This is a genomic window from Citrobacter sp. RHB35-C17 (assembly GCF_013816795.1).
GTDB lineage: Bacteria > Pseudomonadota > Gammaproteobacteria > Enterobacterales > Enterobacteriaceae > Citrobacter_A > Citrobacter_A amalonaticus.
Map to the genome: position 1 here is coordinate 3266431 of NZ_CP057150.1, position 14096 is coordinate 3280526.

The 14096-nt window shown below is 47.6% G+C and carries 10 protein-coding genes, 6 tRNA genes, 1 other RNA gene and 2 pseudogenes; 12 read left to right on the top strand and 7 right to left on the bottom strand.

Annotated elements, in window-relative coordinates; translation table 11 throughout:
* Positions 1–37: 37 nt before the first annotated feature.
* Positions 38–1276 (bottom strand): Nramp family divalent metal transporter, encoded by a 1239-nt coding sequence (locus tag HVZ37_RS15645; protein WP_042999926.1) that lies wholly within the window; start codon positions 1274–1276, stop codon positions 38–40.
* A 341-nt stretch (positions 1277–1617) separates the two neighbouring features.
* Between HVZ37_RS15645 and nupC the strand changes: the two genes are divergently transcribed.
* Positions 1618–2820 carry a nucleoside permease NupC gene (gene nupC / locus HVZ37_RS15650; RefSeq protein WP_042999925.1) on the top strand — a complete coding sequence of 401 codons (1203 nt, stop codon included), beginning with the start codon at positions 1618–1620 and terminating at the stop codon, positions 2818–2820.
* Between the two features lie 42 nt (positions 2821–2862).
* Here nupC and HVZ37_RS15655 read toward each other — a convergent pair whose 3' ends face one another.
* The 3 genes from HVZ37_RS15655 to HVZ37_RS15665 all read right to left on the bottom strand — a co-directional run bounded on the left by HVZ37_RS15655 (position 2863) and on the right by HVZ37_RS15665 (position 5449).
* On the bottom strand, positions 2863–5061 hold the full coding sequence (locus tag HVZ37_RS15655) for a sensor domain-containing phosphodiesterase (protein WP_181627707.1): 2199 nt from the start codon (positions 5059–5061) through the stop codon (positions 2863–2865).
* 197 nt (positions 5062–5258) lie between these two features.
* Positions 5259–5334: transfer RNA gene (locus HVZ37_RS15660), tRNA-Ala, on the bottom strand.
* A gap of 39 nt (positions 5335–5373) precedes the next feature.
* Positions 5374–5449 (bottom strand) — tRNA-Ala (locus tag HVZ37_RS15665).
* Between the two features lie 221 nt (positions 5450–5670).
* On the opposite strand from HVZ37_RS15665, the gene HVZ37_RS15670 reads away from it, so the two are divergent.
* Entirely contained in the window at positions 5671–6033 is a 363-nt protein-coding gene (locus HVZ37_RS15670) for a YfeC-like transcriptional regulator (RefSeq protein WP_042999923.1), read from the top strand.
* A gap of 1 nt (position 6034) precedes the next feature.
* Entirely contained in the window at positions 6035–6427 is a 393-nt protein-coding gene (locus HVZ37_RS15675) for a YfeC-like transcriptional regulator (RefSeq protein ID WP_042999922.1), read from the top strand.
* A 53-nt stretch (positions 6428–6480) separates the two neighbouring features.
* On the opposite strand, the gene gltX is transcribed toward HVZ37_RS15675, so the two are convergent.
* Positions 6481–7896 carry a glutamate--tRNA ligase gene (gltX, locus tag HVZ37_RS15680; protein ID WP_181627708.1) on the bottom strand — a complete coding sequence of 472 codons (1416 nt, stop codon included), beginning with the start codon at positions 7894–7896 and terminating at the stop codon, positions 6481–6483.
* A gap of 258 nt (positions 7897–8154) precedes the next feature.
* On the opposite strand from gltX, the gene HVZ37_RS15685 reads away from it, so the two are divergent.
* The 9 genes and pseudogenes from HVZ37_RS15685 to HVZ37_RS15725 all read left to right on the top strand — a co-directional run bounded on the left by HVZ37_RS15685 (position 8155) and on the right by HVZ37_RS15725 (position 12143).
* A tRNA-Val gene (locus tag HVZ37_RS15685) sits at positions 8155–8230 on the top strand.
* A gap of 45 nt (positions 8231–8275) precedes the next feature.
* Positions 8276–8351 (top strand) — tRNA-Val (locus HVZ37_RS15690).
* A 41-nt stretch (positions 8352–8392) separates the two neighbouring features.
* Positions 8393–8468: transfer RNA gene (locus HVZ37_RS15695), tRNA-Val, on the top strand.
* Between the two features lie 4 nt (positions 8469–8472).
* Positions 8473–8548 (top strand) — tRNA-Lys (locus tag HVZ37_RS15700).
* 31 nt (positions 8549–8579) lie between these two features.
* A non-coding RNA gene (locus HVZ37_RS15705) (RtT sRNA) lies at positions 8580–8706 on the top strand.
* 355 nt (positions 8707–9061) lie between these two features.
* Positions 9062–9418 (top strand): annotated as a pseudogene (locus tag HVZ37_RS23285) (RHS repeat-associated core domain-containing protein); the annotation flags it as partial.
* Positions 9419–9890: 472 nt separating this feature from the next.
* Positions 9891–10310, top strand: a complete 420-nt coding sequence (locus HVZ37_RS15715; RefSeq protein ID WP_082010100.1) for a hypothetical protein — start codon at positions 9891–9893, stop codon at positions 10308–10310.
* A 102-nt stretch (positions 10311–10412) separates the two neighbouring features.
* A pseudogene (locus HVZ37_RS23165) lies at positions 10413–10652 on the top strand (RHS repeat-associated core domain-containing protein); the annotation flags it as partial.
* Between the two features lie 1026 nt (positions 10653–11678).
* Positions 11679–12143 carry a hypothetical protein gene (locus HVZ37_RS15725; protein ID WP_181627710.1) on the top strand — a complete coding sequence of 155 codons (465 nt, stop codon included), beginning with the start codon at positions 11679–11681 and terminating at the stop codon, positions 12141–12143.
* Positions 12144–12226: 83 nt separating this feature from the next.
* On the opposite strand, the gene HVZ37_RS23170 is transcribed toward HVZ37_RS15725, so the two are convergent.
* Positions 12227–12880 (bottom strand): hypothetical protein, encoded by a 654-nt coding sequence (locus HVZ37_RS23170; RefSeq protein WP_249418369.1) that lies wholly within the window; start codon positions 12878–12880, stop codon positions 12227–12229.
* Positions 12881–13156: 276 nt separating this feature from the next.
* Positions 13157–14041: a LysR family transcriptional regulator gene (locus HVZ37_RS15735; RefSeq protein WP_042999918.1), complete on the bottom strand. Its 885-nt coding sequence runs from the start codon at positions 14039–14041 to the stop codon at positions 13157–13159.
* Positions 14042–14096 lie beyond the last annotated feature (55 nt).

Here is a 14096-nt window from a genome sequence, read left to right on the forward strand (position 1 = left end):
TAAAACCGTGACCTGTTGCGTGTCACGGCGGGTTAGATCACAACCCCAGCACCGTGCCGACCAGCAACCACAGGTTCAACGCCACCACCAGCACCACAATCATCCAGCCAGTCTGTTTAACCCAGCGGGTATTCACCAGATCGCCCATCAGTTTGCTGTCGCTGGTAAATATCAGCAGCGGCACCAGCGCCAGTGCAATACCAAAGCTTAACAGCACCTGGCTCATCACCAGAATCCGCGTCGGATCAAGGCCAATCAGAATCACGATAAAGGACGGCATCATGGTGATGGTACGCCGCACCCATAAGGGGATATGAAAGCGGACAAACCCCTGCATCACGACCTGCCCCGCCAGCGTACCAACCACCGTTGACGACAACCCCGCCGCCACCAGGCTCAGTCCGAAGACCGTTGCCGCCGCGTGACTTAATAACGGCTCCAGCGTCAGATAAGCCTGATCCAGATCGGCAACACCGGTGTGACCACTGAAGTGAAACGCGGCGGCGGCAGTCGCCATCATCGCCAGATTGACGAACCCCGCAATGGTCATGGCGATAGCTACATCCCATTTTGTCGCCGCATAGCGCTGCTGACGCGTGCCGCCATGCAGGTGCTGTGTTAACGAAGAGTGTAGGTAGATTACATGTGGCATGATGGTAGCGCCCAGCACCCCGGCGGCCAGAAATACCGCTTCAGAGTTGGGCAAGTCAGGGATTATCATGCCTTTACTCAACTGTGCAAAGTTGGGTTGGGAAAAGATCAGTTCAACGATATAAGCCATGGCGACAAACAGCAGCAGGCCGCCGATCACTTTTTCCAGCGGTTTTTGTCCACGCCGCTGGAGCATCAGGATCAGAAAGGTGGCGATCCCGGTCAGCACCGCCCCCTGCAATAACGAAACGCCGAGGATCAGTTTGAATCCTATCGCCGCCCCGATGAATTCCGCGAGATCGGTCGCCATCGCGATAATCTCCGCCTGCACCCAATAGAACCAGACCACCGGCCGCGGATAGTGATCGCGAATTTGTTCAGCCAGATTTTTACCCGTCGCAATACCCAGTTTCGCAGACAAGACCTGAATCAGCATCGCCATCAGGTTTGCCCAGACCACGACCCACAACAGTTTATAACCAAAGCTGGCACCGGCCTGAATGTTGGTCGCAAAATTGCCCGGGTCGATATAGCCGATAGCCGCGACAAACGCAGGTCCCATTAATGTGAGCCTTAACTTGCGCGCTGCTCTTCCACTGCTACTCTCAACGCGATCGTTTGTCATCTTCTGCCTCGGAAACATAGCCTTTGCTATGTTTTATAGTATGCCTGATGAGAATGGTTATCAAGTGCATGTAAAAAAGGTAACCTTGATTTCTCTAATAGGCGGGAACGATAAAAGTGTGGGTACAGGAATGCGCGTGGCATGTTTAATAATTGTTACTATATTAGCACAATAACTTAACTATTTACTTTCGCATTAGACATAACAGAAGTGTATGCCGGATCACTATTTTTGAATCTCGTCACAGGTCCTGATTATAGTGTGTGTTAGATCTCGTTTTCTTTGTACACGTTTCATAGAATGTGCACGAAAACTTAACCTGCCTCATATTTGGAGCAAATATGGACCGCGTCCTTCATTTTGTCCTGGCACTTGCCGTTGTTGCGATCCTCGCATTGCTGGTAAGCAGTGACCGTAAAAAAATTCGCATTCGTTATGTCGTTCAACTGCTTGTTATCGAAGTGTTACTGGCGTGGTTCTTCCTGAACTCTGACGTCGGCCTCGGCTTCGTGAGAGGCTTCTCCGAAATGTTTGAAAAACTGCTCGGATTCGCCAATGAAGGGACGAACTTCGTCTTTGGCAGCATGAACGATAAAGGGTTGGCCTTCTTCTTCCTGAAAGTTCTCTGCCCTATCGTCTTCATTTCAGCGTTGATCGGTATTCTGCAACATATTCGCGTGTTGCCGATTATCATCCGTGCCATTGGTTTCCTGTTATCCAAAGTCAACGGCATGGGAAAACTGGAATCCTTCAACGCCGTCAGCTCGCTGATCCTCGGTCAGTCTGAGAACTTTATCGCGTATAAAGATATTCTCGGCAAAATGTCCCGCAACCGTATGTACACCATGGCCGCGACAGCAATGTCCACCGTTTCCATGTCTATCGTCGGTGCGTACATGACCATGCTGGAACCTAAATACGTGGTTGCGGCGCTGGTTCTGAACATGTTCAGCACCTTTATCGTGCTGTCGCTGATCAACCCGTACCGCGTTGATGCCAGCGAAGAAAACATCCAGATGTCCAATCTGCACGAAGGCCAGAGCTTCTTCGAAATGCTGGGTGAATACATTCTGGCGGGCTTTAAAGTTGCGATTATCGTTGCCGCCATGCTGATCGGCTTTATCGCCCTGATCGCCGCGCTGAACGCCCTGTTCGCCACCGTCACCGGTTGGTTCGGCTACAGCATCTCCTTCCAGGGCATCCTGGGCTACATTTTCTACCCGATTGCCTGGGTGATGGGTGTGCCGTCCAGCGAAGCGTTGCAGGTAGGCAGTATCATGGCGACCAAACTGGTTTCCAACGAATTCGTTGCAATGATGGATCTGCAGAAAATCGCCGCCACGCTCTCTCCGCGCGCGGAAGGTATCCTTTCTGTATTCCTGGTCTCCTTCGCCAACTTCTCTTCTATCGGTATCATCGCAGGCGCGATTAAAGGCCTGAACGAAGAGCAAGGTAATGTCGTATCCCGTTTCGGTCTGAAACTGGTTTACGGCTCTACGCTGGTGAGCGTCTTGTCTGCCTCTATCGCCGCACTGGTTCTGTAAGACAGCACTGACACAAAAAACGGGGAGCGCATCCCCGTTTTTTTATACCTGTGATTCCCCTAACGGCCTCGGTCGTCCAATCAGATATCCTTGCAGGTAGTTCACGCCCAGGCTTAACAGCAGCTCCCGCTGCGCAGGGGTTTCCACGTATTCCGCCACCACGCTTAACGACTTCGCCTTTGCCAGATCGGTTATCGACTTCACAATCATCGCGTCCAGTGAATCGGTCAGAATATCTTTTACAAACACGCCGTCGATTTTGATGATGTCAGCCTGCAAACGCTTCAGGCGCTCGTAATTGGCATACCCGGTACCAAAATCGTCAATCGCAATCCGGAAGCCGAATTTATGCAACTGTTCAAGGTTCTGCATGCTGGTTTCCGAATTGGAAAATGCCTGCTCTTCGGTGATCTCAATGATCACCGTTTCCGGGGCGATACCATAGCGGGTGAACAGGCGAATAATGCGCGGCGCCGTCTCTTTTTGCAGCAGGGTCAGCGGCATGAGATTCACCGAGAAAAGCGGTCCCGCCTCGCCAGAAGGATGCGCAGATAGCCAGTTCAGCAAGGCTTCCACCACCTGCAAATCAAAACGGGCGCTGAGGTTAAATTGCGCGATCAGCGGGATGAACTGATCCGGCGTCATGATACCTTCATCGCTTTTCAGCCGCGCAAGAATCTCGTCGTACCCTTTGCCGTGAGCGTCGCGGATAGGCTGCGCATAAAGCAGGAGATCGCCGTTATCGAGCGCTTTACGAATTTTATTGAGCAGCAGCACCCGTTCGGTCGTCTGGCCCGTCGCGACTTCCTGGCTATGCGTCAGCGCCAGTACCCGGTGATTGGCGCAGGATTGTTCCGCCAGCCAGCTTAACTGACCCAACAGCGGTTGCAGCGTCTCCTGCTTCCCATCCCATTGCCCCCAGGATGCGCCGTAGCCCATGTCCAGCCCGGTGTTGTTCCAGTAAATTTTACGACTGTTCAACAGGTCGAGCATATGTTGCAGACGGGCGTCCATTTCCGGCCCGTTAAGCACCAGTAATAATTCACTCCCCGGCAACTGAAAGATTTTTTCATTCTCAAGCATCAACGGTTGCAGCATACGGTGCACCGTGCGTTTGCTGTGCACGCGCATTAACATGCCGTAGTGACGGCTCAGAAACTCCAGATTCTCCAGTCGCAGACAGCAGACGCTCTGCCCTGACTCTTTTTTCAGGAACTGCTCCAGCGCACGCAGATTCGGTAAACGAGTTAAGGGGTCGGTAAGCGCTTGCATATGCCAGCGGCGATTAAGCCATTCACTGCGCTGAAAGATGCGCATCATATACATCAGGCAGATACTGAACGAAACAAGAACCGACAGGATAAACGCCAGCGAATACTCCGACCCCACGCCTTGTAAGAAATTGCGGTTATAGGTCAACAAGAACAGCGTGCTAATCGCCCAGCTTAGATTAATAAACGGATAGGTGAGTTTACCCACGCCGGTGGTAAAAATAATGAAGAAGACCGGCACCAGATACCCTGCAATGTATCCGCTCTCCAGGGGAGAACACATAATGACAAGAAGGGCCGAAATACAGGCCAGCCAACTGACGGTAAATAAGCGCTTTTCTTTATCGAAACACGGGGCAATGTCTCTGCGCCAGAACGTTCGGGCATACCGCGGATTCACAATCATCCGCAGCGGATAATAAAACAGCATGGTGAAGATCAGCGCCGCCGAGATCAGACTCAGAATATCGACAATCGTGAAGATGGCTGCCGCAGCACCAAAGAATGTCGACACCGCGACCGGGAAGTCGAGATAATGCCCGGCGAGATACATGCTGATCTTCATCCCGACAGGAGCCACAAAGCCAAACCAAATCACCCTGCGCCAGATATTGCGATCGGGCAAGCCGTAACGCCAGCGCGGTCCAATATGCCAGCGAACAAGCGCGCTCGTTCCTAGTACGGCAAACATCTGACAAAAGAGCAACACGATACCTTGCGCAAACGGCAGATGAAGATTCCAGTGATTGGTCAGGTATAACGCCAGCACAATAGGCAGAACAGCGCGTCGACCAAACAGCAGCAGCATCGACAGCAGCACGCACAGCGGTAGCCACGAAAGATAGATATCGCTGGAGTCCACTATGGTGCGAGGGGAAATCAAACGTGAAAACTGGATGGCTGCGATGGAGAGTACGATCGCAAGAGCGAATATTCTTATATTATTTATCAGGTTACGCTTGGGTGGCATGAATTAACTGCTCTCACGGAACGAACTATTTGTCACATAAATGATAAGTTTATTCGCACCGCGAAGCAAACCTATACCCGCCAGATAAATCCACCGAATTTGTGAGCACAGACTCTGGCTTAATAGAAACTGTATTACAAAAATGAAAGGCGCGCAGAGATAAAAAAACCCCCGCTTCACAGCGAGGGTTCTGAATTTGGTGGAGCTAAGCGGGATCGAACCGCTGACCTCTTGCATGCCATGCAAGCGCTCTCCCAGCTGAGCTATAGCCCCACGATGCGTTTACGTACCAAAATTGTTGGGTTCAATTTTTGGTGGAGCTAAGCGGGATCGAACCGCTGACCTCTTGCATGCCATGCAAGCGCTCTCCCAGCTGAGCTATAGCCCCATTACGTAAAGCTTGTCGAGTTGACGGGCGGCATCATATGAATTCCCTTCGCATGTGTCAACGGCAAATTGAAAGCGCCGATTCTAATCGCTGAAAAAGCAGACAAATGAAGAACAATGCGCAACAACTCGCATTCAGTAGTTAAACACGTCACGGTTTCCACTAAAATGGTGCTATAAAATGAACCACTAATTAACCACACGACTATTCAGGGAATCGTTATGTTCAAGGAACGGATGACGCCAGAAGAACTCGCGAATCTGACGGGTTACAGCCGACAGACTATTAATAAATGGGTGCGAAAAGAAGGTTGGGCGACATCACCAAAACCAGGCGTTCAGGGCGGTAAAGCGCGACTGGTGCATGTTAACGAACAGGTTCGTGAATATATCCGCAGCGCAGAACGCTCAGCGGAAGGATTGTCTGACACCTTCTCACCCCCTGGCGATGCCTCGTTGGAAGCACTCCTGATCAAGCTGGTGAAAGAGATGACGCCTGCCGAACAAAAACACTTTACCTCTTTGCTACTGCGGGAAGGGATTACCGGTTTATTACAACGCTTAGGGATCCGCGACAGCAAATAATATGAAAAGATTACGCAGCAAAATGACCACCGAAGAACTGGCAGATTGCCTCGGTGTCGCTAAGCAAACCGTGAATCGTTGGATACGTGAACAAAAATGGGAAACGGAAAAATTTCCAGGTGTTAAAGGTGGTCGGGCAAGACTCGTTCATATCGATACACGCGTGCGGGAGTTTATTTTGAACATCCCGGCGTTTCGTAACCATTCTGCATTTTATCAGGCTGAAGAGCCGCTGGCCGAGTACAATCCCGTCGTACGCAGTCATGCCTATAGGCAAATTATTGATGCCGTGGAAAATATGTCCGCTGCGGAACAGGAAAAGTTAGCGCTATTCCTTTCACGTGAAGGTATCCGTGGTTTCCTTACACGCCTGGGTCTGAACGATTCTGAGTAATGCAAAGAAAAACGGCAGAGTCTCCCCTGCCGTTTCATTAATGCGGCGATCGCTTACTGTTGCGCTTCACGCTCCGCAATAAAAGCCAGAGCTTTATTGATGCGCTCAATGCTGCGAGTTTTTCCAATCGCGTGCACCGTTACGTCTAAGCCAGGAGACTGACCCGCACCGGTTACCGCCACACGTAACGGCATACCGACTTTACCCATCCCCACTTCCAGCTCATCAGCAGTAGCATGAATCGCGTGATGCACGTTTTCAGCCGTCCACTCGGTAATGGCTGCCAGTTTGTCACGCACCACTTCCAGCGGCTGACGCGCCACCGGACGCAGGTGTTTCTTCGCGGCATCGGCATCAAACTCGGCAAAGTCTTCGTAGAAGTAACGGCAGCTCTGCGCCATCTCTTTCAGTGTTTTGCAACGCTCGCCCAGCAGTTTCACCAGTTCAGCCAACTCCGGGCCGTTACGGGTATCGATGTTTTCCTGCTCGATGTGCCACTGCAGATGCGTTGCCACATACTCCGGCGCCAGCGAGTTAATGTAGTGATGGTTCAGCCACTGCAGTTTTTCCGTATTGAACGCACTGGCGGATTTGCTGACCGCTCCAAGGGAGAACAGCTTGATCATCTCTTCACGGGTGAAGATCTCCTGATCGCCGCTGGACCAGCCCAAACGCACCAGGTAGTTCAGCAGCGCTTCCGGCAGATAGCCGTCATCACGATACTGCATCACACTCACCGCGCCGTGACGTTTGGACAGTTTTTTACCGTCGTCGCCGTTGATCATAGAGACGTGGGCGTACACCGGCACCGGCGCGTTCAGCGCTTTCAGAATGTTGATCTGGCGCGGGGTATTGTTGATATGGTCTTCACCACGAATGACGTGGGTGATCTCCATATCCCAGTCGTCCACCACTACACAAAAGTTATAGGTTGGGGAACCGTCGGTGCGGCGGATGATCAGATCGTCCAGCTCCTGATTGCTGAATTCGATCGGGCCACGGATCTGGTCGTCAAAAATGACAGAGCCGTCCTGCGGGTTGGCAAAACGGACAACGCAAGGCTCATCATCAGCGTGATGTTCATGACCATGACGGCAACGACCGTCGTAGCGCGGCTTTTCACCCTTCGCCATCTGCTCTTCACGCAGTGCGTCCAGGCGTTCTTTGGAGCAGTAACATTTATAGGCCGTGCCCGCTTCCAGCATCTCATCAATCACTGCGTTATAACGATCGAAACGTTTAGTCTGGAAGTACGGACCTTCGTCCCATTCCAGGCTCAGCCAGTTCATACCGTCCATAATGGCTTCGATAGCTTCCGGCGTGGAACGTTCGAGATCGGTGTCTTCAATACGCAGCACAAACTCACCGCCGTGATTACGTGCAAAAAGCCAGGAATAGAGAGCAGTACGCGCACCACCGACGTGCAGATAGCCTGTCGGGCTTGGCGCGAAGCGAGTTTTGATTTTCATGAAATGGCCTTACGTTTATAAAGATGCCGACAACCGGCAAATCCGGGAAAAATGGAATGGCCGATATTCTATCACTGTGAAGTAAATCCTCAATGTTGTTACCGGGTAAACGCCGTACAGAACCCTTTTTGTTTAGAAATCATGCGCCAGAGACCGTTTCACGATCGTTTTGCTTAAAATTACGACGAACAAACAATTTCTTTAGAAAATGCGTTGACTCATTTTCAACTCTCCCTATAATGCGACTCCACACAGCGGGGGTGATTAGCTCAGCTGGGAGAGCACCTCCCTTACAAGGAGGGGGTCGGCGGTTCGATCCCGTCATCACCCACCAACTACTTTATGTAGTCTCCGCCGTGTAGATAAGAAATTGAGAAGTGGGTGATTAGCTCAGCTGGGAGAGCACCTCCCTTACAAGGAGGGGGTCGGCGGTTCGATCCCGTCATCACCCACCACTTTCTCGCCAGCTAAATTTCTTATTGTGAAGTACCGAAGTGGGTGATTAGCTCAGCTGGGAGAGCACCTCCCTTACAAGGAGGGGGTCGGCGGTTCGATCCCGTCATCACCCACCACTTCGGGTCGTTAGCTCAGTTGGTAGAGCAGTTGACTTTTAATCAATTGGTCGCAGGTTCGAATCCTGCACGACCCACCAATGTAGAAAGGCGCCCTAAAGGCGCCTTTTTGCTATGCGAAAATCGTCAGGATGAGAACCTGCTACAGGTTCGAGTCTCACGCAGTGAGACAACGGAGCCGCTGGCGGCGACGGCCCGAAGGGCGAGGCGAAGCCGAGTCATCCTGCACGACCCACCAATGTAAAAAGGCGCCCTAAAGGCGCCTTTTTGCTATGTACTGTTTGTCAGATTCGAGCCTGTACCGAGTCTGGGGAATTTCATGCCAAATCAAGCACGCTGTAAATATTAAAAATAATATAAATTCAGAATAAAAATAAATAGCGCAAAATATAGCCCGTTTCGGGAAAATACTTTCCCCGTCTGTCCATTCCATTGATATCCATCAAAAAAAACAGCCCCGAAAGAGAGTATTCCGTTTCATACAATAACAGTGGTTATTATTCTGTTCGGTATTGTGTCGTCAGGTTCGCTTTATCCTCCGCCGCACTATCGGTTCCCGCAGGATACTTTTATCTGCATCAGGGGAGGTCGTTGTGTCTTTGAAAGGACTGCGTTTTACGCTGGACGTGGACGGGCTGGGGCAAAAAACCTTCGCCGTGGTGAATTTTGTGTTAAGGCAGCGCCACACATTTCCGTTTGTGCTGGATATTGATGTTGCCAGCGATTCTTTCGGAGAGACCGCAGAAAAGCTACTGGAGAAAAATGCCACCCTGACTATCTGGCAAGGCAATACGCCTCAGCGCTATGTCAGCGGTATCGTTAACCGGCACCGGTATTACGACCCTGAGCAGGGAAGATATATCACGCAGGATCCGATTGGATTAATGGGAGGTTGGAATTTGTATCAATATCCGCTGGATCCGATACAAATAATAGATCCTTTAGGGTTATCTGGCTGGGATGGATTAGGCAATTGGCTCAGCCAGCCAGGTATGAAAGAGGCTTATAATCATGCAGCAGGTGAAGCCGAAGGTTCAATTGCAAAACCTATATCCGAATGGGAATTTTCCGGATGGAATGTGGTTAAAGGAAGTAATCATCTCGGGACTAATTATATAAATGTGTATGCAATGTGTAAGGATCAATTTGATAACACAAAGTCTGTTGCTGCAAAAGTTTTTCAAACCGGTTTGTTTCCGTTGAATGAAATTGAAGCAGGGAAAGGGATACCTGACCCTAGCGAAAATATTGGAAGTAAATCAGCTCCTGTAAACACCGCTGCAGATTGCATTGAGAATCTCGTAAAAGCTCATTCAAGGGCATTAACGTGCGGTTCAAAAAATGGTTATGAATGCTTCATGGATACAGTTGCGACCCCAGAGTTAGGGAATAAATTATGCGGAGAGACTGAGTAAAATCATAATGAATAAATATATAAACAAGATTTCTGAATTGCCATCACGAATAGGATTGACACTTTCTTATATCATATGTATAAATCTAATTGCATTTATGAGGAACTCTTTTAGAATTATTATGTGGTATATTTTTAATGATTCTTTCCAAAACATCTGGCTAATAAAAATTTCAAATGCAATAGCTTACTCCATGTTATTTTGGTGTGGTTGCATTGCTGGCCATTTAATACAAAAAAAAAGTATATTTCATTCTTCATTAGTCGTAGCTTTAGGTGTTATGTATACTTTTTTACTTTCAGGCGTAGGACCAAATGACTATATTTTGCTTCTTGAAGGCATATCAACTGGCGCTGCTTTAGGTGGGATTGGAGGAGGATGCACACTAATAGTAAGAAAACTTCGACATTCGAAAAGTAAGAAATGAGAATAAAGAAAGTCCAGGCTGATTGTTCAAATTGGCCTGGCAGAGTTAAGTTAGTAAAAAACTCCACTGCGCCTATAGGGAAGTGCAGCTAATCATTCGTTCGCAGAATTTGATGAGCGTGGGAACCTATTGCTAAAAGATAACCCGCAGAACCTGGAATAGCTTATTCGCCTGCCGGAGCAACAATACGATGAAGAGACGGGGCTGTACTATAACCGGCACCGGTACTACGACCCTGCACAGGGAAGGTATATCACGCAGGATCCGATTGGATTGCAGGGAGGGTGGAACCTTTATAAATATCCGCTGAATCCAGTATTAGTTATAGATCCCTATGGGTTAAATAACCTGGATGTTATTGTTAATAATAATGGGATAGGTCATGTTGGTTTGCATATGGGAAGTGGTGATAACGAGTTATTATATGATCCTGGTGGATCTTATATGCCCCCCGAAAGAATACCATCGGGAAGTGGTGGTACTTTCTCGGGAAGTGACGCTAATTTGAATAATTTTTTTAAATATCAATTTGAAGATGGTTCGGATGTGAACGTTTATAGTTTCGAAATAACTCCAGATGAGGACAGGAAAATTAGAGAGGCTATAGATGAACAAGGTGGATGTTCACCATTTTTTTGTGCATCATGTTCCAGTAGTGTTTTAAATGGCATTGGCCCTTTTAAAAATCTGGGAAAAATTCAGACGCCGTGGGGAATGAAAGATGCTATGTCAAATATCCGTTACCCTAAGCCAAATAAACCATGGGGTTCATGGTTTATATCTCCAGCATATTAGTCGGTGTTAATTATGAGAATAGCACGCCTATCTCTACTTATTTTCTCAATAATTATTCATTTCTTTATTGTGAAGACATATGTGTTTAAAACATTAAATCATTACACTTACGATTACTTGACGGTTTTTTATGTTTTGTTTTTGATTTCTGGAATTGTGTCCTTTTTGAAGAAAACTATTTTCATGGATGCGGTTTTCTGTGTTATCACTCCTTATATTTCATCAGTGATAAGTTTTTTTTATGTTTCTATAAAAACATCACCTCATGTTGTAATAAATGATTTGTGGTCGAGTATTATAATTGGTTCATTATTGCCATATATTGCATTCTATGCTTGGTTTTTGTCGGCAGTATTAATTGTTGAGCGGTTGGGAATATACTATATGTGCAAATTCATTAAGAACTCCTGAATTCGAAATACGATGTGCTCATGTGAGCCGGAGAACAAAATGAGGATTCGGCTGGAAATTATTCAGGAGCACTCAGCGCTGGTCCTGGGTTAGGTATTTTTGGTGGGAAGTTAACGTGTTCTCAAATTTCTCGATGCGAGTCAGAATTGTTGGGGTAATTAAATGAAGAGCAAGAAATGCATATTGATTGCGGTAGCGTTCTTTTTTGCTGTACTTGTCGCATTTATAGGGAGACTTGTAACGCATTCTTTTATACAGAGTGATGCGGAGGTAAGAAACGAGGCTCAACAAGAGGTTGTTTACTTTCAAAGTTTATATAATAAAAATGATTTCTCTAATATGTATGCAAATGGAACTAATGATTTCCAGAAAATTACAAGCAAAGAAGATTTTTTTATGTTAATGAGGAGAAAAAAAGAAATCTTAGGCGATTTCATAAAGTCTGATTTAATATCCAGTAATGTTATTAATTCTAATGTGGTGGTGCTTACTTATCGCTCAACCTATACACATTATTCATTAGTAGAGGAGTTTACTCTAATGAGAAAGGATGATAGTGATAAATTGCGTTTAGGAACGTATTTTATTGATGACGGTGGCAAGCGTGGGAAAGTAATAAAACTATAAGGGTGTTTTTCGAACGTTTTGGTAAGGATGCATACAAGAAAGGTAATAACCCCAACAAAATGCCTATTAAATTGCCAGGAAGATTACGCAGTTTGAATATGCATCCCTAAAATAGATTCGTATTTATCCAATAACTTCTTTCTTATATTAAAATTAAATTGCTCATGTTTTTTATATCTGCTTAACTTTTCATATTCCGTAAATCCATACTTTTTTAATAACCAGTAGTCAGCAATCATTGCCGCCTGTTGCTCCATAGAGTAAAAAATAAAATGAGGCTCATCAAGATGATATGAATCCCAGCGTGTTGATGCATAGGTATTATCATGAAAAGAAGAGTCATGCCGATAATATTGCCAGACAAAGGACATAGCAAATATAAACAAATGAGGATATTTTACAGAATCATGGTGGTTTGTATAATCAGCTGAAAAATCAGATTTGTAATTGCTTATACTCAAAAGAATCTCACCATTTCTGGTATTGGTTATTACTTTAGATTGACACCTTGAATGATTGTGGTCACAATATATTTTTACTCTGTCGTAGTTGATGATATTCTTAAATAGAGTTTGCGCCAGCTTTAACTCTCCGGAGGTTAACGATCTGAATAATACAGGATCAGCCCCAGAAGATAACTCTGGCTCTGTGAATAGTTCCTGACAGTCTCTCAGAATAGTGCCTTCATGATCAAAAGAAGCGTTTCTTAATATCCTTTCGCACATTACAACCTCCATTTATTTTACTTCAGCATACGCCCCGAACGGAAAAATTCAATAAAAAAGAACAAATTTAAATTTCACCTACCGCATATACATTGCTACATTTTCATTTACCGAAATTGTGAATAATCCTTGCGGCAATTGGTTCAAACATATATTCCCAGCGTCACCATCAACCGCATAGGATCAATTGGTGATGCTATACAATGATTGATCCACTGGCAGACGTCCAGGTACCACAACGGGGGTCGGTTCGGGTACGTTGAAGCAAAAAAGTACGCGATGTACCCGTTACGCCGTTAAGGCATTAATCATGTGTTCCAGTGCGGGTGTCGCCTGTTGCTGGTCATACACAATGTACAAATCAGCCGGAATACGCTCTTCTAATGGACGGAACACCACACCCGGCCAGTTCATCTGCGCGTAGCTGTCGGCAATCAGCGTAATGCCAATTCCCATACTGATCATCGCCAGTACCGTTTGCGGTTCCATCACTTCACGTATGATCATCGGAGAGAACCCCGCACTCTGGCAAACGCGTTGCAGGAATGCCCAGTCAGTGTGAATGGAAGGCATGGTGACGAAATATTCGTTACGCAGGGCTTCTAATGGTACAGCCTCCCGCACAGTCAGTGGATGACCTTCCGGCATCGCCACCAGAAAAGAGGATTCATGCAGTCGCAGGCTGGTAAACCCAGGCGCTGGCTCAACCGCCATTCGCCAGACACCGGCATCCAGTTCACGTCGCTCCAGCATGGCCATCTGCATCGCTGGCATATTTTCACGAAACAGCACCTCAACGTTAGGATTGTCCTTCAGGAATCGCCGCATTACCGGGCGCATTTTTCCCCACATCGCCGTGCCGATCACGCCCAGTTCGATCCGCCCTGCCTCACCGCGCCCGATCTGTTCGACGCGTGCTAACACCTGGCTGGCGCTGGAAAGCAGACGTCGTGACTCTTCCATCAGGATTTTCCCTGCATGGGTCAACGCTACGCTGCGCGAATGGCGGATAAACAGCAGCGTGCCGAGCTCCTGTTCCAGCTCTTTAATATGAATACTCAATGGAGGCTGCGACATATTCAGACGAGCGGCGGCGCGTCCAAAATGTAACTCTTCGGCGACAGCAAGAAAATAACGCAGTAACTTGAGATCGATACGAGGCGTGCGTTCCATGGGTAATGCGCTCCTGGGGAGAGGACTGATGCGCCAAATTACCACATTGCGTCGC

Coding starts and splice junctions, on each gene's coding strand:
- HVZ37_RS15645 (WP_042999926.1), bottom strand. CDS start 1,276: ATGACAAACGATCGCGTTGAGAGTAGCAGTGGAAGAGCAGCGCGCAAG.
- HVZ37_RS15655 (WP_181627707.1), bottom strand. CDS start 5,061: ATGCCACCCAAGCGTAACCTGATAAATAATATAAGAATATTCGCTCTT.
- HVZ37_RS23170 (WP_249418369.1), bottom strand. CDS start 12,880: ATGGAGGTTGTAATGTGCGAAAGGATATTAAGAAACGCTTCTTTTGAT.
- gltX (WP_181627708.1), bottom strand. CDS start 7,896: ATGAAAATCAAAACTCGCTTCGCGCCAAGCCCGACAGGCTATCTGCAC.
- HVZ37_RS15735 (WP_042999918.1), bottom strand. CDS start 14,041: ATGGAACGCACGCCTCGTATCGATCTCAAGTTACTGCGTTATTTTCTT.
- HVZ37_RS15675 (WP_042999922.1), top strand. CDS start 6,035: ATGAAAAGATTACGCAGCAAAATGACCACCGAAGAACTGGCAGATTGC.
- HVZ37_RS15715 (WP_082010100.1), top strand. CDS start 9,891: ATGAATAAATATATAAACAAGATTTCTGAATTGCCATCACGAATAGGA.
- HVZ37_RS15725 (WP_181627710.1), top strand. CDS start 11,679: ATGAAGAGCAAGAAATGCATATTGATTGCGGTAGCGTTCTTTTTTGCT.
- nupC (WP_042999925.1), top strand. CDS start 1,618: ATGGACCGCGTCCTTCATTTTGTCCTGGCACTTGCCGTTGTTGCGATC.
- HVZ37_RS15670 (WP_042999923.1), top strand. CDS start 5,671: ATGTTCAAGGAACGGATGACGCCAGAAGAACTCGCGAATCTGACGGGT.